The organism is Streptomyces similanensis, assembly GCF_039543625.1.
GTDB classification, from domain to species: domain Bacteria; phylum Actinomycetota; class Actinomycetes; order Streptomycetales; family Streptomycetaceae; genus Streptomyces; species Streptomyces similanensis.
In genome coordinates this window covers 1-22,387 of the sequence record NZ_BAABKC010000144.1, presented here as the reverse complement: position 1 = coordinate 22,387, position 22,387 = coordinate 1, and the positions used below count along the sequence as shown (strand labels likewise).

17 protein-coding genes are annotated in these 22,387 nt (G+C 73.5%); 4 read left to right on the top strand and 13 right to left on the bottom strand.

What is annotated here, in order from left to right; all coding sequences use genetic code 11:
• Positions 1-98: 98 nt before the first annotated feature.
• On the bottom strand, positions 99-830 hold the full coding sequence (locus ABEB07_RS37725; protein ID WP_345672562.1) for a response regulator transcription factor: 732 nt from the start codon (positions 828-830) through the stop codon (positions 99-101).
• Entirely contained in the window at positions 830-2,119 is a 1,290-nt protein-coding gene (locus ABEB07_RS37720) for an ATP-binding protein (protein WP_164582224.1), read from the bottom strand. The genes ABEB07_RS37725 and ABEB07_RS37720 overlap by 1 nt, the downstream gene beginning before the upstream one ends.
• Before the next feature lie 210 nt (positions 2,120-2,329).
• On the opposite strand from ABEB07_RS37720, the gene ABEB07_RS37715 reads away from it, so the two are divergent.
• Complete coding sequence (locus ABEB07_RS37715) at positions 2,330-3,883, top strand: PspC domain-containing protein (RefSeq protein WP_345672561.1); 1,554 nt, start codon at positions 2,330-2,332, stop codon at positions 3,881-3,883.
• A complete protein-coding gene (locus ABEB07_RS37710; RefSeq protein WP_345672560.1) occupies positions 3,870-4,115 on the top strand; it encodes a hypothetical protein in 246 nt (81 codons plus the stop codon). Before ABEB07_RS37715 ends, ABEB07_RS37710 begins: the two co-directional genes overlap by 14 nt.
• A gap of 34 nt (positions 4,116-4,149) precedes the next feature.
• Here the strand turns inward: ABEB07_RS37710 and ABEB07_RS37705 are convergent, their stop codons facing one another.
• The 4 genes from ABEB07_RS37705 to guaA form a co-directional block, all read right to left on the bottom strand.
• A complete protein-coding gene (locus ABEB07_RS37705; RefSeq protein ID WP_425589147.1) occupies positions 4,150-4,659 on the bottom strand; it encodes a DoxX family protein in 510 nt (169 codons plus the stop codon).
• Positions 4,660-4,884: 225 nt separating this feature from the next.
• Positions 4,885-6,162 (bottom strand): hypothetical protein, encoded by a 1,278-nt coding sequence (locus ABEB07_RS37700; RefSeq protein ID WP_176150186.1) that lies wholly within the window; start codon positions 6,160-6,162, stop codon positions 4,885-4,887.
• 187 nt (positions 6,163-6,349) lie between these two features.
• The gene (locus ABEB07_RS37695; RefSeq protein ID WP_176150185.1) at positions 6,350-7,177 is read right to left on the bottom strand and encodes a class II aldolase/adducin family protein; all 828 of its coding nucleotides are present in this window, start codon (positions 7,175-7,177) and stop codon (positions 6,350-6,352) included.
• Between the two features lie 186 nt (positions 7,178-7,363).
• A complete protein-coding gene (gene guaA / locus ABEB07_RS37690) occupies positions 7,364-8,944 on the bottom strand; it encodes a glutamine-hydrolyzing GMP synthase (RefSeq protein WP_345672558.1) in 1,581 nt (526 codons plus the stop codon).
• A 346-nt stretch (positions 8,945-9,290) separates the two neighbouring features.
• Between guaA and ABEB07_RS37685 the strand changes: the two genes are divergently transcribed.
• Positions 9,291-9,662: a chorismate mutase gene (locus tag ABEB07_RS37685; protein ID WP_345672557.1), complete on the top strand. Its 372-nt coding sequence runs from the start codon at positions 9,291-9,293 to the stop codon at positions 9,660-9,662.
• A 409-nt stretch (positions 9,663-10,071) separates the two neighbouring features.
• Here ABEB07_RS37685 and ABEB07_RS37680 read toward each other — a convergent pair whose 3' ends face one another.
• Positions 10,072-10,605: a hypothetical protein gene (locus ABEB07_RS37680; RefSeq protein WP_345672556.1), complete on the bottom strand. Its 534-nt coding sequence runs from the start codon at positions 10,603-10,605 to the stop codon at positions 10,072-10,074.
• Between ABEB07_RS37680 and ABEB07_RS37675 the strand changes: the two genes are divergently transcribed.
• Entirely contained in the window at positions 10,586-11,242 is a 657-nt protein-coding gene (locus ABEB07_RS37675) for an LPXTG cell wall anchor domain-containing protein (protein ID WP_345672555.1), read from the top strand. The genes ABEB07_RS37680 and ABEB07_RS37675 overlap by 20 nt on opposite strands.
• A 137-nt stretch (positions 11,243-11,379) precedes the next feature.
• Here the strand turns inward: ABEB07_RS37675 and ABEB07_RS37670 are convergent, their stop codons facing one another.
• The 6 genes from ABEB07_RS37670 to ABEB07_RS37645 form a co-directional block, all read right to left on the bottom strand.
• Entirely contained in the window at positions 11,380-13,161 is a 1,782-nt protein-coding gene (locus ABEB07_RS37670) for a GMC family oxidoreductase (protein ID WP_345672573.1), read from the bottom strand.
• Positions 13,162-13,390: 229 nt separating this feature from the next.
• Entirely contained in the window at positions 13,391-15,004 is a 1,614-nt protein-coding gene (locus ABEB07_RS37665; protein WP_345672554.1) for a succinic semialdehyde dehydrogenase, read from the bottom strand.
• Positions 15,005-15,223: 219 nt separating this feature from the next.
• Entirely contained in the window at positions 15,224-16,963 is a 1,740-nt protein-coding gene (locus tag ABEB07_RS37660; protein WP_345672552.1) for a serine/threonine-protein kinase, read from the bottom strand.
• Positions 16,964-17,078: 115 nt separating this feature from the next.
• Positions 17,079-18,791 (bottom strand): serine/threonine-protein kinase, encoded by a 1,713-nt coding sequence (locus tag ABEB07_RS37655; protein ID WP_345672551.1) that lies wholly within the window; start codon positions 18,789-18,791, stop codon positions 17,079-17,081.
• A 73-nt stretch (positions 18,792-18,864) separates the two neighbouring features.
• On the bottom strand, positions 18,865-20,556 hold the full coding sequence (locus ABEB07_RS37650) for a serine/threonine-protein kinase (RefSeq protein ID WP_345672572.1): 1,692 nt from the start codon (positions 20,554-20,556) through the stop codon (positions 18,865-18,867).
• A gap of 155 nt (positions 20,557-20,711) precedes the next feature.
• The coding region (locus ABEB07_RS37645; protein WP_459115383.1) for a serine/threonine-protein kinase at positions 20,712-22,387 on the bottom strand (1,676 nt) is incomplete at its 5' end.

Sequence of the window (22,387 nt, the reverse complement as noted above, 5' to 3'; positions counted from 1 at the left end):
CCTGCGCGGCGGGACCCCGGGTACCGATGGCGGCCCCGGCCGTGCGCGGTCCGCTCACTCCAGTCGGCGGGGGCCTGTCGGACTCGGACGCGGTCCGCTCACACCAGCCGGCGTGCCGTGGCCCAACGGGTCAGCTCGTGCCGGTTGGACAGCTGGAGCTTGCGCAGCACCGCCGAGACATGGGATTCCACCGTCTTCACCGAGATGAACAGCTGCTTGGCGATCTCCTTGTAGGCGTAGCCGCGGGCGATGAGCCGGAGGACCTCGCGCTCGCGCTGGGTGAGGCGGTCGAGGTCCTCGTCCACCGGCGGCGCGTCGGTCGAGGCGAAGGCATCGAGCACGAAGCCGGCCAGACGCGGCGAGAACACCGCGTCGCCCTCCTGGACGCGGAAGATGGAGTCGATGAGGTCGGACCCGGTGATGGTCTTCGTCACATACCCGCGCGCCCCGCCCCGGATGACGCCGATCACGTCCTCCGCCGCGTCCGAGACGGACAGGGCGAGGAAACGGACCGGCCGTTCGCTGTCGGCCATCAGCGCGGCGCAGCGGCGCAGCACCTCGACCCCACCGCCACCGGGCAGGTGAACGTCGAGCAGGACCACCTCCGGCCGGGCCGTGGTGATGACGTCGACCGCCTGATCGACGTCCGCGGCCTCGCCGACGACCTCCACCCCGGTCTCCTCGGTCCGGCCGATCTCGGCCTGGACGCCCGTGCGGAACATGCGGTGGTCGTCGACGAGGACCACGCGCACATGCCGTCCGCCCGCCCCGCCGGCGCCCTCCGCCGCCTCCGCTCCGGCCGTACCGTTCGTCTCGGTCGGGTCGCTCATCACGTGTTCTCCGCCCTCTCCATCTCCAGCTCGACCTCCGTGCCGCCGTCCGGCACCGCGCGCAGCCGGGCGGTGCCCCCGTTGCGCTCCATGCGGCCGATGATCGATTCTCTGACGCCCATGCGGTCGGCGGGTATCGCGTCGAAGTCGAAGCCGGGTCCGCGGTCCCGGACGGACACGAAGACCGTCTTCCCCTCCACCTCCGCGTAGACCTGCACGGCGCCGCCCTCGCCACCGTACTTGGCGGCGTTCACCATGGCTTCCCGCGCGGCTTGCATCTGGGCGCCGATCCGTTCGTCGAGCGGGCAGTCGCCGACCACGACCACCTCTATCGGGACGCCGTGCTTGTCCTCGACCTCGGCGGCGTTGCGCTTGACCGCCTCGGCGAGGGTGGCCGGTTCGTCGTCCTCGTCCTTTCCGTTGCCCTCCGGTTTGTAGAGCCAGGCCCGCAGGTCGCGCTCCTGGGCGCGGGCCAGGCGGCGCACCTCTCCCGCGTTCTCCGCGTTGCGCTGGATCAGGGTGAGGGTGTGCAGCACCGAGTCGTGGACGTGGGCCGCCACCTCGGCGCGCTCCTGGGCGCGGATACGCATCAGCCGCTCCTCGGAGAGGTCCTGCGTCATCCGCACGAGGTAGGGGCCGGCGAGCAGCGTTATGCCGACGAGAACGGCGAGCGCCGCCTGAAGGACCGAACCGAGATGGGCGGCGGAGCCCTGGAGGACGAAGATGGCTGAGACGCCGGCCGTGACCAGCAGGACACCCGCGCCCGCGCGCAGCAGTGTGAGCGTACGGCGGTGGCGGCCCACCTCGACCCAGCGGGCCCGGCGGGCGTTGTCCGCCTGCCGCCAGACGAGGGCGACGCCCGCGGCGACGAGGACGGCCGGCACCAGGTACGCCTTGGCACCGCCGCCCAGATTCACGCTGCCGACGAAGACCATGGCCACGATGACCATGAGGAGCAGCGCGAGTATCTGTCCCCGGTCCGGCTTGCGGGCGACGATTCTGCGACGGCCGTCGGGCGAGGTCTCGGTGGTGACGAGCGAGGGCGGCCGCTGGCCGGCGACACCGCCGACGCCGAGAGGGACGAAGAACCAGAAGGCCGCGTACAGCAGCGCGCCGAGGCCGTCGGCCATGAACAGACCGGCGAAGACGAGCCGCACCCAGACCACCGGCAGCCCGAGGTGCCCGGCGAGGCCCCGCGCCACTCCGCCGAGCCAGCGTCCGTCGCTGCTGCGGTAGAGCTTGCGCGGCGGCCGCGGGTCGTCGAGGGGCAGTGCTGCGGCTTCCGGCATGCCATCGATGGTCACATGCCGCCGCGGCCGGGACATCAGGGTCCGTCCCCGAGACTCCCCTGATCTTCCCCCGCGAGCCGCGGACATCGCGGTGCCGGCCGTGCCCGGACGCCCGTCGAACGCATCCCGGGCCGGGCTCAGGGGCGAATCAGGGTTCGGCCAGGGTCGTCCCGACTCCCGCAGCGGCGGCCCGCCCGTCACCATGGACGCATGACGAATCACCAGCACGCCGCGACGGGTCGGGGACCCGGCCTCGGCCCCCGCCCGATCGTGGGCGCCGGGCCGCCGGCCACCGCGCCCGGCACGGGTGCGGGTGAGGAACCGCGCGCGTCCGGCCACACGGCCGCACGTACGCGGGGAACAAGCGGACAGCGACAGCCGGGTGCGGGCGACCACCCGCACCGGAGCGGAGAGGCGAGTGTGACGGGGACGACGGGGGCTACCGGCGCGGGGCCCGACGCGGTCTCGGCGACGGCCGAAGGGCCCGAAGACGGACGGGACCCGTCGAGGCTCCGGCGGGACAAGCGGCACAAGCTGATCGCCGGTGTCTGCTCGGGGCTGGGACGGCAGTGCGACATGGACCCGGTGATCTTCCGGATCACATTGGCCGTGCTCGCCGCGACAGGCGGAATCGGTCTCCTCTTCTACGGCTTCGCCTGGCTCCTCGTCCCGTTCGACGACGAGGACGAGAACGAGGTACGCAAGCTCCTCACCGGCCGGGTGGACGGCCAGGCGCTGGCCGGCGTGCTGTTCGCGCTGGTGGGTTGCGGGGTGTTCCTGTCGATGCTGAACAACGGCAGCGTGCTGACCTTCGGCATCGTCCTCTCCCTGCTCCTGGCGGGGGCGGGGTACTGGTCGCGGCACCGGGGCGCCCCCGACCCCGATCCGCTGGCCGCCCAGGCCGCCGCCGACGCACCTCCGGAGGCTCAGGCACCGCCGTTCCCCGCCTCCTACCCCTCCTGGTGGCGCGACCCGATCGTCAAGGACGGCACCCATGTCGGCGGCACCGGATATCTGTGGGGCCCCCAGGACTCCCGAGACCGGGACATCGCGGCCGCCGTCAACATCAGCCTGGGCACCCGCGCGCGCGAGGACATACGCACCCCGCACACCGAGCCGCCGCGCCCCCGCGGACCACGCTGGATCGGCGGCTGGACCTTCCTGCTGGCCCTGGTCGCAGGCTGTCTGGGCACCCGGCTGACCTGGGACGACCACGCGCTCGGCATCAGCCTGCAGACCGGTCTGGGATGCGCGCTCGCCGTCTTCGGGCTGGGCATAGCGGTCAGCGCCTTCCTGGGGCGGACCGGCGGGGGTTCCATCCTGCTGGCGATCGTCACCGCGGCGCTGCTCACGGCATCGGCGGCGCTTCCCAGAGACATCAGCACGCACTGGACGCACACGACATGGCAGCCGGCCGCGACGGCGGACGTCCAGGGCACGTACGACCTGGGCACGGGTGAGGGCACGCTCGACCTGACCCGAATACACGTGGGCAAGGGCCAGACGGTGACGGCGCGGGCCGAGGTCGGGGTGGGACGGCTGCGGGTGGTCGTTCCCCGGGACGTGACCGTGCGGGCGGTCATCGATGTGGGTCTGGGCGACGTCCAGCTGCCGGGCGACGACTCCCAGGACGTGGATGTGACTCCGGGCAGGCACCAGCAGGTGACCCTGCCCCCGGCATCGGGCGGCAAGGGTGCCGGAACACTTGATCTCGACCTGCGGGTCGGTATGGGACAGGCGGAGGTGAGCCGTGGCACGTCATGAGTTCCAGCCGGGGAAGCTGGTGGCCGGCGTGTTCCTCATCGTGGCGGGCGTCGTCTACGCGGGCGCCGCGCACGGTCTCTGGCGGATTCCCTGGTTCACGGCCGTCCCGCTGGTCGTGGGCGGCCTGTTCCTGGCAGGCGTGACGGCACTGCTGAACCGGACGATACGCAGGCACCGGACCGGCCGCCGCACTGCGGGACTGGCCGACGCCGGGCCGGGCTCGGTGGACTGAACACCGGGACGGCAGCCACCGACTCGGACCGAGGTCAGCGGTAGGCAGGCGCGCCCTGGCGGCGGGAGCGCAGGGCCGCGTCCGCGGAGAACATGGGAGTGCCTGCGAGGACGAGCGGGAGCCAGGCCATCAGATAGGCGAGGTCGTTGCCGTAGTAGTAGGGGGTGGAGGACCAGCTGACCGTGAGCCACAGGCTGAGGGAGATCAGTGCGCCGCCGAGTGCGGCGAGGCGACCCAGCAGGCCGACGAGGACGCCGATGCCGACGGCCACTTCTCCGACGGCGATGGCGGCGCCGAAGCCGACCGGGGCCTTCAGGGACAGGTCCACCAGGGCCGGGATGGCGGAGGAGTCGCGCACCGCGCGCATCGTGTCGCCGATCGACCCCGGACCGGAGGCCTTCAGGAAGGCGCCGTCGGTGAGTTTGTCCAGGCCGGCGTAGATGAAGGTGACACCCAGGAAGACACGGAGAGGAAGGAGGGCATAGCGGGTGGCGGTGTCCCGCCAGTCACCGCGTCGGTCGCCGTACGAAGTGCGCGTGTCCATCCGAACGCCGTGGGTCATCGCTGCCAGCCGCCTCTCACCCCAATGCCGTTTACCTCTCAACAGACCATACGTATGTAAGAAAGGGCTCGCTCAATCACGTCGGACCGTTTTTCCGACTTACGTAGGATTTCGATCCCGCGCTCGGCCCCTCGCCCCCACTGGCACTCCGGCACTCCGGCACTCCATCACTCCGGCACTCCATCACTCCGTCACTCCGTCACTCCGTCACTCCGTCACATCGATGGCGTACCGGTTGGTCTCCACGCCCGCCGCGGTGACCAGCTGCACCTCGACACGGCCCGGTTCGACGTCGGCGGGGACGGGGACGGTCAGGGCCGCGTCCGTGGGGTTGCTGAAGCCTCCGGTGACCGGGACCAAGGGGACGTGGACGTTGACCGCGCCGATGCGGACCACCATCCGTGAGAGCCGGTCGGCCGCCTGCGCACCGGGCGGGACGAACCCGGCGCCCCGGATCTCGATGTCGTCGCCGGTGCGGATCGGGGCGTCGAGGTCACCGGCCTCCCGGGCGCGGACCACCGAGAGGATGACGGGCCGGCCGCCGTCGGCGTACTTGCCCGCCAGGTAGGTCAGGGCCGACACCAGCATCACCACCGCCAGCCCCCAGGGCAGGTCGGGCAGCTGATCGGGCCGCCGGGCCAGCCGTACCGCCGCGAACACGAGGGAGACAGCACTGATGACGACGTACTGGATGTCCGAGAAGGCGCCGCGGCCGGCGTCGTCGGTGAGGAGATCGGCGGCCCGGGGACGGTGCGCCCGCACCTTCTGCAGGCGCTGGCCCAGTACCCGCAGACCGACCACCCGCCGCACCAGGACGGCGATCCCGCACACCACGGCGAGCACGGTGACCACGCCGGCGCCCCGGGCCAGGTCCAGCCCGGAGAGCAGCGCGTCGCGTTCCGCGTGGCTGGAGGCAGCGGCCAGGCGGCCGGCCAGCACCAGCACCGCGTACCCGACGAACAGCACCCACGCGGTGGCGACGGCGCGCGAGGTGGACAGGCGGTTGTCCTCGCCGATGACCGGGGCGAGCGCACCGCCGCGCGCCCGGTGGAACCAGGAGGCGGCCGTCAGCGCACCGGCCACCACCACGGCCGACAGCAGACCCGCCGTGCGTGCGGTGCTCCAGCCGGCGCCGATCGCGGTCAGCGCCTGGGCGAGGAGCAGCGCCACCACCGCCGCCCACACCGTGGACACCGTCCAGCCCCACAGTCGCGCCAGCCACGCCTCGCCCTCGGCGCGGCCACGGGCGGCGACGAGTTCCGCGGACTGCGTCAGTTCCTCCGAGACCCACTGCCGGGAGGCGGACACCGAGTGGGCCACGGCGGCCGGGAGTCCCTGGCCGGCGGCGAACTCGTCCCGTTTGGAGAGGAACTCGGCAACGGCTCGCCGGTGCCCGGTACGCGCCCCGTGCGGACAGTCCCCGCACGTGCAGCCGCCCGCGTGGGCAGCCGCCCCCGCGCCGTCTCTCGCTTCCTGCACCGCCACGCCCGACGCCCGCCTTCCCCGGAACCCGCAGAGACCTGCGGCCAACACGCTTACGTCGTCTGCGAATTGTGCCCTACCTCGGGCGTCCCGGCTGCGCGATCTGATCAGTGCGGGTGAAGCTCGGGTTCGCGGGTTGACCCGGCCCCGGGGACGACCCCGGGGACGGCCCCGGCCGGGACCAGGCGGCTCAGCCGTCGAGGTCGGCCGGTGGGGTGGGGTTCTGGTCCAGCAGGTCGGGCTCGCTGCGGGTGATGTCCTGCCACAGCGGCTGGTAGTTGATCCAGGCCACCAGATCGCCGCCGAGCTGTTCGCGGGTCGCGACCGCCGCCCGGTGGTCGATGAGGACGGGCCGGCCCGCCGCGCGGGCGGTGAGCTGGACCTGGGCGGAGCGTTCCATCGACAGGAACCACCAGGCGGCGGCGTCCACCGAGTCGCCGACGGTGAGCAGGCCGTGGTTGCGCAGGACCAGCGCCTTGTGGGAGCCGAGTACGTCCGCGATACGGCGGCCCTCCTCGGCGTCGACGATGACGCCGGTATAGGTGTCGTAGAGGGCGTGGTCCTCGTAGAAGGCGCAGCTCTCCTGGGTGATGGGGTCCAGGAGTTCGCCCAGGGCGGCCAGCGCGCGGCCGTGCACCGAGTGGCAGTGGGCGACGGCGACGACGTCCGGGCGGGCGGCGTGGACCTGGGCGTGCACGGTGAAGGCGGCCTGGTTGACGTGGTAGCGGCCCTCGATGACCTGCCCGTCCTGGTTGGCGAGCACGAGGTCGGCCACGGTGACGTGCTTGAACGGCATGCCGAAGGGGTTGACCCAGAAGCAGTCGCTGAACTCGGGGTCGCGGGCGGTGATGTGGCCCGAGACGCCGTCCTCGAAGCCGTGCCGTCCGAAGACGCGCAGGGCGGCGGCGAGGCGTTCCTTGCGGTGCCGGCGTTCGTCCTCGACCGAGTCGTGCATCGGCGGCATGGCGAACCGGAGCTTGTCGGTCGGCAGGGGCGGGGGCGGAGTGGGGCCGTGCATGGGTCCTCCGGCGCGGTTCGGCGTACGGGGCGGAAGCTACCTGCGGGTGACGGCGACATGACAGCGCCGGGGTGTGCAGACGCGGCACAGGACGGGGCGGGACCCTTCGCCGCGGGGGGTGTACGCGAAAGAGGTGGAACGGTTGTTCCACCTCTTTCCTTCACTGGCCGGGGCAGGCCGTGGGATCTACTCCCACTCGATGGTGCCCGGCGGCTTGGAGGTGACGTCGAGGACGACGCGGTTGACGTCGCGCACCTCGTTGGTGATGCGGGTGGAGATCTTGCCGAGGACCTCGTACGGCAGGCGCGACCAGTCGGCGGTCATCGCGTCCTCGGAGGAGACCGGGCGCAGCACGATCGGGTGACCGTAGGTGCGGCCGTCGCCCTGGACGCCGACGGACCGGACGTCCGCGAGCAGCACGACCGGGCACTGCCAGATGTCGCGGTCGAGACCGGCCGCCGTCAGTTCCTCGCGGGCGATGGCGTCGGCCTCGCGCAGCAGGTCCAGGCGCTCCTTGGTGACCTCGCCGACGATGCGGATGCCGAGGCCGGGGCCCGGGAAGGGCTGGCGCTGGACGATCTCCTCCGGCAGGCCCAGTTCCTGGCCGACCATGCGGACCTCGTCCTTGAACAGCTTGCGCAGCGGCTCGATCAGCTGGAACTCGAGGTCCTCGGGGAGGCCGCCGACGTTGTGGTGCGACTTGATGTTGGCGGTGCCGGTGCCGCCGCCGGACTCGACCACGTCCGGGTACAGCGTGCCCTGGACCAGGAACTCGACCGCCGGGCCCTCGTCCGCGATGATCTCGGCCTGGGCCTGCTCGAAGACCCGGATGAACTCGCGGCCGATGATCTTCCGCTTCTCCTCGGGGTCCGAGACGCCCTTGAGCGCGTCGAGGAAGCGCTTCTCGGCGTCGACGACCTTCAGCTGGACGCCGGTCGCGGCCACGAAGTCCTTCTCGACCTGCTCGGTCTCGCCCTTGCGCATCAGGCCGTGGTCGACGTAGACGCAGGTCAGCTGGGAGCCGATGGCCTTCTGGACGAGGGCGGCGGCGACCGCGGAGTCCACGCCGCCGGACAGCCCGCAGATGGCCCGCTTGTCGCCGACCAGTTCGCGGATGGCGGCGACCTGCTCGTCGATGACGTTGCCCGTGGTCCAGTCGGGCTTCAGGCCGGCGCCGCGGTACAGGAAGTGCTCCAGCACCTGCTGGCCGTGCGTGGAGTGCATGACCTCGGGGTGGTACTGGACGCCGTAGAGCTTCTTGTCGTCGTTCTCGAAGGCGGCGACCGGGACGACGTCCGTGGAGGCCGTGACGGTGAAGCCCTCGGGCGCGGCGGAGCAGGCGTCGCCGTGCGACATCCACACGGCCTGCTCGTCCGGGGTGCCCTCGAAGAGGGTGGAGGAGGGCCGGGAGACGGTGAGGTCGGTGCGGCCGTACTCGCGGGCGCCGGTGTTGTCCACGGTGCCGCCGAGGGTCTGCGCCATCAGCTGGAAGCCGTAGCACATGCCGAAGACGGGGACGCCGGCCTCGAAGAGCTCGCGGTCCAGGCGCGGGGCGCCCTCTTCGTAGACCGAGGAGGGGCCGCCGGAGAGGATGATCGCCGCCGGGTTCTTGGCGAGCATCTCCGCGACCGGCATGGTGCCCGGCACGATCTCGCTGTAGACCCGGGCCTCACGGACGCGACGGGCGATGAGCTGGGCGTACTGCGCGCCGAAGTCGACGACCAGGACGGTGTCGGGGGCGGTGGCAGCGGGGGTCGCTGATGACACGGGGTGCCTTCCGGCGGTGGGGCGAGGGGCTGTGTACACCGATTCTAACGGGGTGGCCACGGGTGACGTCCCGAGCGGCGGCGGCCACGGGCCGAGGCCGCCGTCCCAGCATGCGAACCGGCTTGGAGACCGGCCGTCGCGGGGGCATACTGGCAGCATGCTCACGCATTCCACGACCTTCCTGTTTACCTATGGCACCCGGCCCGCCGGCTGCCATGGTCGTGTTGCTTGAGCTGCTGACAAGCGACTTCCCAGGCGCCCCGGGCCGACAAGGCCCGGGGCGCCTGGCGTTTCTCCCGGTCCTCGTCGATCCGGGGCACCCCACCCACCCCGTGAGGAGCCCCGCATGACCACCACCGCAACGGCGACCACCGCCATGACCACCGCCGCCGCCCCCGCCTCCGCCCCCACCCCCGCCTCCGCCGTCGCGACCGACGCCGGCACGGCGGACCGCACCGGTGCGCGCACCGATGAGGCCGCGCACGTGATCTCCGGCGCCCGTGAGCGCATCGACACACTCGACGATCGGATCATCGGACTGGTCCAGGAACGGATGGCCGTCTCGGCCGTCGTCCAGGAGGCCCGGATCGGTTCCGGCGGCCGGCGCCTGAACCTCTCCCGCGAGATGGAGATCCTCGGCCGCTACCGGGACGCGCTCGGCAAGCCCGGCACGAGCCTGGCGATGACCCTGCTGGAGCTGTGCCGCGGCAAGATCTGACACCCTTCCCAGATCTTCCCGGATCTTCCCGGCTCTTTCCGCATCCTCACCCGTACGGCGCGTGACCGTCGTGCCGCGCGCCTCGTTGCTCCGGACGAGGCGCGTGAGCCACGCAGGGCTCCCCGCGGCGATGAGGCGCACGGATCGTGCCGTGCGCCGTGGGACCTCGCCGCGGGGACAGTGACCGGACGGCAGGGGACAGCAGCCCGGTCACCCAGGTCACGGCCGGCCCCGGGGACGCCCGAGGCCGACCGTGACCGTGACAGCCCTGACCGTGAAGGCCCTGACCGTGAAGGCCCTCCGGGCACCGCTCCACTCCCTCACTCCACTCCCCTCACCACTTCTCCTCACCTGTGACGCATGCCACATGAGAATTCGGTGAGAGCGCGTGCAACCATTCCCACACGCCTCAGGTCACACCAGCTGAATCGAGAGCCACACCCGCGGCCCCAGCCGCGGAGGCCTCCACCAGCGCTCGTACCGCGCCCACGGCGCCGTACGCCAGACTCTTCGAGGTCTTCATGAAGCTTCGCCGCGCCATGGTCGCCACGGCCGCGACGGCTGTCATAGCTCCCCTGGCGCTCCTGTCCGCGCCGACCGCGTTCGCGAACGACGACCAGAGCACGTCCCCGAGCACCAGCGCCAGCGCGAGCGAGAGCGCCGGCGCGTCCGAGTCCGCCTCCGCGAGCGCCTCGGCGTCCGCGTCCGAGTCGGCTTCCGCGTCCGCGTCCGCGTCGGCTTCCGAGAGCGCCTCGGCCAGCGCCTCCGCGTCGGAGAGCGCGAGCGCCTCCGTCTCGGCGTCCGCGTCCGACCCCGCGCCGAGCAGTTCCTCCCCGCAGGCCTCCGAGTCCGCGGAGCCCACCGCCGAGCCGACGCCCTGCACCGACGGCGACGTCGACCCCGACTCCCAGCTGACGATCTCGGTGTCCGGCCTGCCCGGCAAGATCGTCGCGGGCAGCGGCTGGCACGCCTTCAAGCTCACCGCCGCCAACCACGGCGACCGGTCCCTCGGCCAGGTGCAGTGGCTCGCGCTCGTCGACAACGACTCGATGAGCGACGACGAGTCGGACTGGCTGAGCGACTACGCCGAGCTGGAGTACTACAACCCCGAGACCAAGGCCTGGGAGTCCCTCGCGGACGAGATCGGCGACGGCATCTACTTCGGCGAGACCGAGCTGGGCCCGAAGCAGACGGTCGGCATCCAGATGCGGGTCAACATCACCGCGAAGGCCCCCGCGGGCGACGGCTACACCGTGGGTCTGGGCGGCTACGTCGACCAGGACAAGAACTGCGTCCACAGCGCGTTCGACTACTACGAGTTCACCGTCCTCAAGCCCGGCAGCCCGAACGAGAACCCGGGCGACGCCAAGCCCAAGCCCGGCGACGGCGACAAGCCGGCCGGCGGCAAGCAGCCGCAGGGCGGCGCCAAGGAGATCCCGCCCACCGGCACCCTCGCCGAGACCGGCGCCAACTCCATGCTGCCCACCGTCGGCCTGGTCGGCGGCGTCGCGGTCGTCGTCGGCGCCGGCGCGCTGTTCGCCGTCCGCCGCCGCAAGGCCGCGACCGGCACGCAGGCGTAAGACCCGTAGGGCCCCCGGGTCCGGCGCCGCCGCGGAAGCGACGGCGCCGGGTCCGCCGGGACGAGAAGGACCTGCACCAGGAGGGGGGCGCAGGTCCTTCTCGTCTTTCTCCGCCGTCACTTCTTCTTTCTCCGCCGTCACTTCTTCGGCGGCACCGACGGCATGCCGAGGAACGGCAGCCGCAGCGCGCCGAACGCGTCCGCCGGGACCGCCGGCTGCCGCGGCTCCACCGGCTTCAGCCGCTCGTACGCCGCGCCCTGCGCCGGACGCGGGTCGGCCTCGCCCTTGTTGGGCCAGTACGACATCGCCCGCTCGGCCTGGGCGGTGATGGTCAGGGACGGGTTGACGCCCAGGTTCGCCGAGACCGCGGCGCCGTCCACCACCGAGATGCCCGGGTGGCCCCACAGCCGGTGGTACGGGTCGATGACACCGGTCTCGGGCGAGTCGCCGATCGGGCAGCCGCCGAGGAAGTGCGCGGTGAGCGGGGTGCCCATCAGCTCGCCCACGTTGGACCCGGCGAAGCCGTTGATCTCGGCGGCCAGCGCGGTGGCGCCGTCGGTGGCGGCCCTGATCTGCTTGGGGTTGGGCGAGCCGTGGCCCTGACGTGCGGTCAGCAGGCCCTTTCCGACGCCGTCCGGCTTCAGGTACGTCGTCAGGGAGTTGTCCAGGGACTGCATCACCAGGCCGATGATGGTGCGCTCCGACCACTTGCGGTTGGACAGCGAGCGCAGCACCAGCATCGGATGGCGCGCGGCGTTCGCCAGCCACGCCGCCGCCCTCGACCCGCCCTCGGTGAAGGGGACCTGGAGGATGGACAGGCCGCCCATCGAGTTGGAGCCCTTGCCGTAGCGGACCGGCTCGATGTGGGTGTTCTCGTCGGGGTGGATGGAGGAGGTGATGGCGACGCCGCGCGTGAAGTCGGCCCTCGCCTTCCCGGTGGCCCGGCGGTAGCGCCGGTCGTCGGTCTGCGCGCCCACCAGCGCCTCGGAGTTGGTGCGGGTCAGCTCGCCCAGCCGCGGGGAGAGCAGGGGCAGTTGCCGGTTCTCCTTCATGCGGTGCAGCAGCGTCTGGGTGCCGTAGGTGCCGGCGGCGACGACGACCCTGCGGGCGGTGAAGAGGCGGCCGGCGCCCTTCTTGCGGTTGTCGGTCGGCAGCGTGGCGACCGCGTAGCCGCCGCGCGAGTCGTCCGTGACGGAGACGACGGTGGTCATGGGGTGCACCACCGCGCCCGCCTTCTGGGCGAGGTGCAGATAGTTCTCGTTCAGCGTGTTCTTCGCGCCGTGCCGGCAGCCGGTCATGCACTCGCCGCACTCGATGCAGGCCCTGCGCTCCGGTCCGGCGCCGCCGAAGTAGGGGTCGGCGACCTTCTCGCCCGGCCGGGCCTTCGCCTTGCCGCCGGCGTCCGCGCCGCCGGCTTCCTTGCCGCCGGCGTCCTTGCCGTCGCCGAAGAAGACGCCGACCGGGGCCATGTGGAAGGTGTCGCCGACGCCCATGCGCTGCGCCGCCGCCTTCAGGTGCACGTCGGAGGGCGTCATCGTCGGGTTGAGCCGCACCCCGAGCATCCGCTTGGCCTGGTCGTAGTACGGGGCCAGTTCGTCCTGCCAGTCGGTGATGTGCCGCCACTGCGGGTCCTCGAAGAACGCCTTGGGCGGTACGTAGAGGGTGTTGGCGTAGTTGAGGGAGCCGCCGCCGACGCCCGCGCCGGCCAGCACCATGACGTTGCCGAGCAGGTGGATGCGCTGGATGCCGTACAGGCCGAGCCTGGGGGCCCACAGGTAGTTCTTCAGGTCCCAGGAGTTCTTCGGCAGACTCGCGCGGGTGAAGCGGCGGCCGGCCTCCAGGACGCCGACCCGGTAGCCCTTCTCGGTCAGGCGGAGCGCGGTGACGGAGCCGCCGAACCCGGAGCCCACGACGATCACGTCGTAGTCGTACGCGTCCCCGGCGCCGGCTCCGCCCCCGGCCGCGGCTTCCGCCTCGACACCAGTCCCGGCACCGGCACCAGCACCAGCACCAGCACCAGCACCAGCACCAGCACCAGTCTCCAGCTCGTCCCGGATCGTTCCGGCGTCCTGCTCGCCCGCGTTCTGGGCAGAGTTCTCCTGTGACACGTGCTCTCCTCGTTGAGAACCGCGGCGCTGCGGCCGGGATCTAGCGGAAGCGGAACGCCTTCATCGCCCGCAGGCTCCGGCTCATGAACGCCGCGTACTTCTCGTCGTCCATGCCGAGCGAGGGGGCCATGGGCAGCAGCCGCTGCTGGGCGATGGTCTGGGCCTCGGTGTACTTGAGGATGCCCTCGGAGCCGTGCCGGCGGCCGAGACCGGAGTCCTTCATGCCGCCCATCGGCGACTGCACGCTGCCGTAGGCGGGCGCGTAGCCCTCGTTGACGTTGACGGTGCCGGTGCGCAGCCGGGCGGCGATCTCGCGGCCCCGGCGGGCGTCGCGCGACCAGACGGACGAGTTCAGGCCGTACGGGGTGGAGTTGGCGTGCTCGACGGCCTCGTCGTCGCTGGTGAAGCGGTAGACCGAGACGACCGGGCCGAAGGTCTCCTCCGTGCACACGGCCATCGGGGCCTCGACGCCGTCGAGGATGGTCGGCTCGAAGAAGTACGGGCCGACGTCGGGACGGGCGACGCCGCCGGCCACCACCCTGGCGCCCTTGGCGACGGCCTCCTCGACGTGCCGGGTGACGGTCTCCAGCTGGCGTTCGCCGACCAGGGAGCCCATGTCGGCGCCGTAGGCGAGCGAGGTGCCGAGCCGCATCGCCCTGGTGCGGGCGGCGAAGCGTTCGAGGAAGGCGTCCGCGACCGACTCGTGGACGTACAGCCGCTCGATGGAGATGCACAGCTGGCCGGCCGAGGAGAAGCAGGCGCGGACGGCGCCCGCGGCCGCCTTGTCGAGGTCGGCGTCGTCGAGGACCAGCATGGCGTTCTTGCCACCGAGTTCGAGGGAGACGCCGACGAGCCGGGCGGCGGCGCCCTGGGCGACCTCGCGGCCGGTGCGGGTGGAGCCGGTGAAGGAGACGTAGTCGGCGTGCTTGACGACCTCCGGGCCGACGACCGGGCCGTCGCCGATGACGACCTGGAAGACCTCGGCGGGCAGTCCGGCCTCGATGAGCAGGTCGCGGGCCCACAGCGCGGTCAGGCAGGTCTCGGTGTCGGGCTTCATCACCACGGCGTTGCCCGAGACGAAGGCGGGCAGCGCGTCGCCGACCGACAGCTCCAGCGGGTAGTTCCAGGGGGCGATCTGGCCGACGACGCCGCGCGGGTGGCGCAGTTCGGTGACCTTGGTCAGGGTGGGGATCGCGCCGGTGTGCCGCTTGGGCCGCAGGTAGGCGGGGGCCTTGCGGCCGTAGTGCCGGGCGGCGACGGCGACGGCCTGCACCTCCTCGTGGGCGTGCAGGCGGGCCTTGCCGGTCTCCAGCTGGATGAGGTCGAGGACCTCGGCCTGGCGGGCGAGGACCAGGTCGTGGAAGCGCAGCAGGACGGCGGCGCGCTGCCGTACCGGGGTGCGCTCCCAGGCGCCCTGCGCGGCGCGGGCCCGCTCGAAAGCGAGGGCGACGTCCTCGGGGGTGGACGCGGGCAGGTCGGCGAGCTTGTCACCGGTGAACGGCGTGTGGTTGGCGGTCCGGCCGGAGCCGATGACGCCCTTGGTGAGCTGGGCGACCAGCTCGGGGGTCACCACGTCGGCGGCGGTTCGGGCGCCCGCCGGGGCGGGGGCCAGGGGGTTCGTGCCGGTCTGGGCCGGGGCCTGCGCGTCCGTCATGAAGCGCAGGGTATGACGTACGCGGGGGTTTGTGTACCCGTCGGTAACGGTGATTCACGGACCGCTCACACGACGCCAGCGATCACTGGCAACAAACCCGCTGATCAGCGGTCCTTCGACCGGCCCGCCCCCACGACGGTCCCATCGCCCTCTTTTCCGCTCAGCGGCGTGTCGGCTTTTCCGCTCAGCGGTGTGTCGGCGGCCCCGCCCCCGGCCGCCTCACACCTTGTCGACCTCCAGGCCGGCGATCGCCTTCTTCGCCACCGCGCGGCCGCGCGCGGTGAAGTCCCCGTCGCCGGGATAGCTGACGAAGAGCTTGTACATGTCGCCGCCGGTCGACTTGTAGTACAGGATCTGGACCTCGCGCGGGCGGGGGTGCTGGGAGTCGTCGGTGGTGTAGACGACGGTGTTGCCGGCCGCCTTGCGCCCGTGGAAGGCCGCGTCGCCGTCGGGCCGGGTGCGGGCCTTGCCGCCCGAGGGCATGTCCAGCTCGTAGTCGCCGTTCTCCTTGTACGTGCCGTCGTCGTCGTACATCTCGGCCGCCGCCGAGTCGGCGATGCCGTGGGCGGTGTCCTCGGCCGCCCGGTCGACGGTGAGGGTGATCCGGACGGTGCCGCTGCGGTCGGTGTAGGCGACCCAGTGGCCCTTGTCGGACTTCCGGTCGGGCAGCGAGCGGTCGTACTTCGTGGGCACGGCGAGCGTCGCGGCGACGTCCGCCACGTGGTCGGTCCCCCAGGCGTCCGGCGGCGACCCGTCGAACGGGCGCGCGATCAGGACGTACGCCAGGGCCGCTGCCGAGACGGCGGCCGTGGCGTAGGCCGGCCACGTCCCGCGGCCCGGGCGCCGGGCGGGCGCGCCGTCCGCGGCCTGCCGGGTGACGGCCTGGGTGGGTGACGGGACGGGCGGCGGGGCGGGCGGCGCGGCGACCTCTTCGAGCAGCGCCCGCACCCGGTTGGCGTCCGGGCGGTGCGCGGGGTCCTTGTGCAGCAGCCCGGTGATGACCTCGGCCAGCGGTCCGGGCGCGGCGGTCGGCGGGGCGGGGACGGCGTTGAGGACCGACTGGAGGGTGGCCGGGGTGTTGCTGCGGCGGAACGGCGAGACGCCCTCCGTCGCCGCGTACAGGACGACGCCGAGGGACCACAGGTCGCTGGCCGGGCCGGGACGCCGGCCGAGCACCCGTTCCGGCGCGATGTACTCGGGCGAGCCGACGAAGCCGCCGGTGTCGGTCAGCCGGGTCTCGCCCTCGGTCTGGGCGATGCCGAAGTCGGTGAGGACGATCCGGTCGTGGCGGCCGAGCAGGATGTTGTCCGGCTTGACGTCCCGGTGCAGGACGCCCGCGGCGTGCGCGGCCCGGAGCGCGCCGAGCACCTCCAGGCCGATCCTGGCCGCCTCGCGGGCGTCCAGGGTGCCCTCCTCCAGGGCGGCGCCGAGCGAGCGGCCGCGCACCAGCTCCATCACGATCCACGGCTGCCCGTCGACCACGGCCACGTCGTGGACGCCGACGACCGCCGGGTGGTCGAGCCGGGCCGCGGCGCGGGCCTCGCGGCGCATCCGCTCGTAGGCGTTGGCGCGTTCCCGTTCGGGAAGGTGGTCGGGGACGCGGGGTTCCTTGACGGCGACCTCGCGGTCCACCGTCTCGTCCCTGGCCCGCCACACCGTCCCCATGCCGCCGTGGCCCAGCCTGGCCAGCAGCCGGTAGCGCCCGGCGATCAGCCGTCCGGCGCCGAGGTCGGCCGCGCCCGGTCCGTCGCCGGCCGCGGAGGGCCGCGCGGCGGCGTCCTGCGGGGCCTGCGGCGGTGCGGGAGTAGGAGTGGGAGTGGGAGTGGCGTACGGGTTGTTCGGGTGGGGAGTGGCGTACGGGTTGTGCGGGTGGGGCACCCGCGCCTGCGGATTCGGCGGTCGCAGGACGAAACTCGTCGTCTCGTCGGCCTCGTGGTGGGGTCCCCCGGCGTCGTTCATGGTCCATCCATACCGCGACCACCGGCGTACGCTCCACCGTGCCGGCCAGGCGGTCACAGACCCGTGACGTACCGCGCCGTAAGGGCCCGCGCCGCACCCGTCCGCGCCCCGCGCCTCACCCCGCGGTGAACGTGTCGACCGCGACGTCGAAGTACTCCTTCGCCTCCCGCACCTTGCCGACCGGCGCCGACACCCACACGTCGTACAGCCGGCCGCCCCGCTCCCAGCACAGGTCGTAGGTGTGGCGCGCCCCCTCCGTCGCGTTGTAGCCGTCCCAGGTGAACTCCCACAGGGCGGCCGGGTGGCCGGTGTGCGCCGTGGCGGTGACCTCGCCGTCGTGGTAGCCCGGGTTGGTGGACGGGCCCGCGGCGTCCGCGCGGCGCATCACCGCGAGCGGGCCGCCCGGCTCGGCCCCGGTGACCTTGACGCCGATGCGGAAGGTCCGGCCCGGCGACAGGTAGAAGACGCGCACCCCCTGCGGCGAGCGGGTGAAGCCGTCCGGCACGGCCAGTGTGAAGCGCGCCGGGTCGCGCACCAGGTGGTACCCGGAGGGCGCGGGGGGCGCGGCCGGCACCGACCGGGTGGCGTCGGCGGCCGGACCGGCGGGCGCCACGGACGACGGCGACCGGGGCGAGGAGACCGGTGAACGGGTGCGGGACTCGGTGCGCGCCGAGCCGCCCGACGGGCTCGCGGAGGCGCTCGTGGCGGGGTGCGGGGGCGTGCTCGTCGGGGCGCCGCCGCCCGTGCCGTCGCCGCTCATCAGCAGCGCCGCAGCGGACACCCCCGCCCCGGCCAGCGCGGCCGCGACCAGCGCGGTGACCAGCATCCGCCGGGTGAACCGGGCCGGTGGCGCGGCCCGCGCGCCGGTGCCGGGCACGGGCGCCGGCTCCGGGACGCCGGGTCCGGGCGGCGCCGCCGGGTGCGGCAGGACGCGCTGGGTCGGCGTGTAGAGCGCGAACGGCGGGTGGCGGGCGGGCGGCGGGTGCTGCGGCGTACGGCCCGACTCCAGGTAGCCGCGGAGCATGCCCTCCGCCTCGGCCGCCGTCAGCCGCCGCTCCGGATCGCGCTCCAGCAGCCCGCGCACGACGGGCAGCAGCGGCCCGGCCTGCGCGGGCGGCCGGATCTCCGCCATGACCACCGCGTGCAGGATGCCGCCCAGCGAGTCCCGGCGGAACGGGGACTCGCCGCTCAGCGCCGTGCACAGCAGCGCGCCCAGCGACCACAGGTCGGACTGCGGACCCGCGCTGGAGCCGGACATCCGTTCGGGCGCGGTGTACTCCGGGGAGCCGACGAAGGAGCCGGTCTCGGTGAGGGTGGTCGCGCCGGACACCTGGGCGATGCCGAAGTCGGTGAGGACGGCCCGCTCGGTGCCGGCCTCCAGCAGCACGTTCGCCGGTTTGATGTCGCGGTGCAGCACCCCGGCCGCGTGCGCCGTGCTCAGCGCGCTCAGCAGCGCGACGCCGATCCGGGCGGCCTCGGCCGCCGCCATCGGGCCGTGCGCGGCGATCCGGTCGGCCAGCGAGCCGCCGTCGACCAACTCCATCACGATGAAGGGGCGTTCGTCCTGCTCCACTATGTCGTGGACGACGATGATGTGCGGGTGGTGCAACTGGGCGACCGCGCGTGCCTCCCGCAGGGTGCGGTCGCGCTGCTGCCGGGACTCGTCGGCGGACAGGGTGTCGTCGAACGGGAGTTCCTTCACGGCGACCTGACGGGTCAGCAGCTGGTCGGTGGCCCGCCACACGATGCCCATGCCCCCGCGACCGAGCCGGGCCTCCAGGCGGTAACGGCCCGCGATCACCCGGAAGTCGTCCCCCTCGGTCACCATGCGCCCCATCATGCCGCATCGGCCCGGCCCGGTCCGGGGCGGCGATCGGCCAAGGATGAACGGCGCGTTCCGGTCAGTCGGCGCCGGGCCGCCAGCTCTGGAGCACCGTCTTGAACTGCTTCTCCGTGCGCGGCCAGTCGGCCGCGGGCGAGGACATGTAGATCGCGTACTCGACGCCCTCGCGGGAGAAGTACGTCTCCTCGACGGCGTGCCGCGGCCCCGGGAAGGCGGTGTCCTTGGCCAGCGCGGTCCAGGTGTACTCCCACCGGGAGCCCGGCCGGTCGCGGAAGGTGTTCTCCGCCAGGTTCACCTGCCGGTAGTCGACCAGCCGGTGCAACTGGTCCGCCAGGTCCCGCTGGTGGTCGTGCGCGCTCGGGAAGTCCGGCGAGTCGTCGATGGCGATGCGGATGAAGTGCTCGCCGCCGTCGGGGGTGTAGTCGACCTGGCGGAGGGCGGGGTCGGACACCACCCGCTTCCAGTCGGCGCCGGGCAGGGCGACGCTGAAGCCGTACGGGTCCTTCTTGCGCACCCAGCCGGCCGGCAGGCCGCCCGGCGCGGTCTTCGCGGTGCGGGAGGGCGCGGGCGTGGTCGCGCCGGAGCGGTGGGCGGCCGAGCCGTCGCCCTGCCCCCGGCGCGCGTCCCACTTCAGCAGCGCCAGCGCGGTGCCGCCGCCGACGAGGACGGCGAGGACCACCACGAGGGCCAGGTTGCGCAGCCGGCGGCGCCGGGTGGGCGCCGTGCCGCCCGGGACGGCGTGCGCGGGTCCGACGGCCGTCGGCACGGCCGTCGGGTGGTGTGGCGTCGCACTCTGGACGTGGGTGGCGCCGGTGCCGCCGTGGCCCGGCCCGGCGGCGAGGCCGGTGGCCGTGCTCCCGCTCACCGCCTCCGGCCCCGGCAGGCCGTGGCCGCCGACCGTCCGCGTCGGCACGTACATCTGCGCATCCCGGGGCGTGCGCCCCTCCGCGGCCTCCGCGAGCAGCTGCTCGGCCGCCGTGGCGTCCGGGCGGTGGGCGGGGTCCTTGCGCAGCAGCGCGGTGATCACCGGGGCGAGCGGACCCGCGTACTCCGTCTCGCGGGGCTCCTCGTCGACGACCGCCTGCATGGTGGTCAGCGGCGAGGTGCGGCGGAACGGCGAGAGCCCCTCCACCGCCGTGTAGAGCGTCGCGCCGAGCGCCCACAGGTCGGAGGCGGGGCCGGGGTCGTGGCCGCGCACCCGCTCGGGGGCCAGGTAGTCGACGGAGCCGACGACCTCGCCGGTGCGGGTGATGGTGGTGTCGCCCTCGATCTGGGCGATGCCGAAGTCGGTGAGCAGGACCCGGCCGTCCCGGCCGAGCAGGACGTTGCCTGGCTTGACGTCGCGGTGCAGCACCCCGGCGGTGTGCGCGGCGCGCAGCGCGCGCAGCACCCACAGGCCGATCCGGGCGGCCTCGGCCGGCTCCACCCGGCCCTCTTCCTTGACCTCGTCGGCCAGCGAGCGGCCCTCGACCAGCTCCATCACGATCCACGGACGGCCGTCGTGTTCGAGCACGTCGTGCACGGTGACGACGGCGGAGTGGTTGATCCGGGCGGCCGCGCGCGCCTCCGCCCTGGTGCGCGCGAGGAGGACGGACTGGTCGCTCTCGGAGACGTAGAGCGCGGCGGTCAGCTCCTTTATGGCGACCGTCCGGTTCAGCACCTCGTCGTGCGCGCGCCACACCCGCCCCATGCCGCCCCGGCCGATGGAGTCGGCGAGCCGGTAGCGGCCCGCGAGGAGCTGGCCCTGCATCTGATTCACGTTTCCCCGCAATGCTCTTGTCAGGGCCAGACTAAGGACCGGCTCCCCGGCAGGGAACCGGCGGGGTGGCACGGGAACAGCACTGTGACAGTTGTCGCTTCCGACAAGTCCCACAAGTCCCACAAGCGGCGGGATGCGGCGCGGTTTCAGCCGGTGTACCGGTAACTGGCCGACGCCTGCTCGTACACCTGGTCGACCTTGTCGCGCTGCGCCGCGGGGCCGCGCACCTGGAGCACGTGGTAACGGCCGTTCAGGAGGATGGCGACGTTGCGCACGAACAGCTCGCGCCCGCCCGCGTCGTTCCAGGTGAACTGCCCCTCCGCCATGGTCCGTCCGCCCACCTGGATGGTGCGCAGCCCGGAGGAGGTGGCCCAGCTGGAGGAGCGATAGGCCTGCAACTCCCCTTCGCGCTCACGCTGGTAGGCCATCGGGTCGCTGCCGAACTCGGCGGCGCTGTCCCGGCCGGGAACCACGATCAGCTCGAAGCCGCCCTTGGCGTACGTCACTTGGCCCTGGGTGTTCTTCGGGGTGCGGCTCCAGCCGTCGGGGACGGCGAGCTGGAAGCCGGCGGCGTCCTTGCGCAGCGCGAAGCCGCGGGCGGCGCCGGTGCCGGTGGTCTGCGGTGCGGCCGAACCGGGCGTCTCGCCACCGCCGTCGGTCGCGCTCGGCGCGGGCGCGTCACCGGCGTCGCCGCCCTCGGAGGGCGCCGGACTCGACTGCCCGGCCGATCCCGTGCGGTCGCCGCCGGGCGTCGCGCCGCGGTCGCTCTGCCCGGCCTTCGGCAGGAACAGCATCGCGTACGCCACCGCGCCGGCCAGCAGGAGCAGCACCAGCAGGAGCAGCACGCGGCCGAGGCTGCGCGGTGAACCGGTCCGGCCGCGGGAGCGCTTGTGCCGTCCGTGGTGGGCGGGCAGCCCGGCGCGGCGCCGGCGCACCAGCTCACCGCGGCGGCGTATGACGGGCAGCCGGGCGGGGTCGGCGGGCGGCGCGGCCACCACGTGCGCGCCGGCCTCCGGTTCGGGCGCGGAGCGCACCAGCGAGCGCAGCCAGCCGCCCAGTTCCTCGAAGTCGAGTCGGTCGGTGGGGTCCTGACGCAGCAGCGACTCCACGACCGGGCGCAGCGCCCCGCACTCCTCGGCGAAGGCGGGCGGCTCCGCGCACACCAGCTGCACCAGTTCGGCGGTCGAGTCCTCCGGGTAGGGCGCGTGCCCCTGCACGGCCCGGAACAGCAGCGCGCCCAGCGCCCACAGGTCGGTGGCGGGGCCGATCGGCGCGGCCAGCTGCCAGTTCTCGTGCACCGGCCCGGCCTGTTCGGGCGCCCACCGCTCGGTCACCGGCCCGACCACGGTCATCCGCGCCTGCCGCGCTCGCTCGGCCGCCAGCGCGGTCCCGGGGCCGCGCCGGGCGGTCGCCGCCCCGGCGGGTTCGTCCCAGCGCGCGGGCGGCGGCACGGCGGCGGCCGCCTCGGCGGCGCCGCCCGGCGGGGCGGGGGCGGGATGTTCGCCGGGGGCGGGGAGGCGGGCGGGGGGCAGCGCGCGGTCCGGCAGGACGCCCTCGGACGCGGCGGGCAGGGCGGCCGTACGTCCCTGGTCCGGCGGGGCGTCGTCGGTGCCGGGCGGAGCCGTCGCGCCGGTGTTCCAGGGGGTGGGGCGGACGCCGTACGGGTCGGCTATCCGGCCCGGCGGCGTGCCGTGGTGCTCGTCCTCGCCGGGCAGCCGGGCGCCGCCCCGCGCGGCGTCCGCGCCCTGCTGCGCCTCCTGCACCCGCGCGGCCGCCCGCGCGCCCGCGCGGTACGCGGCGATCGCTCCGGCGCGCGCGGCCC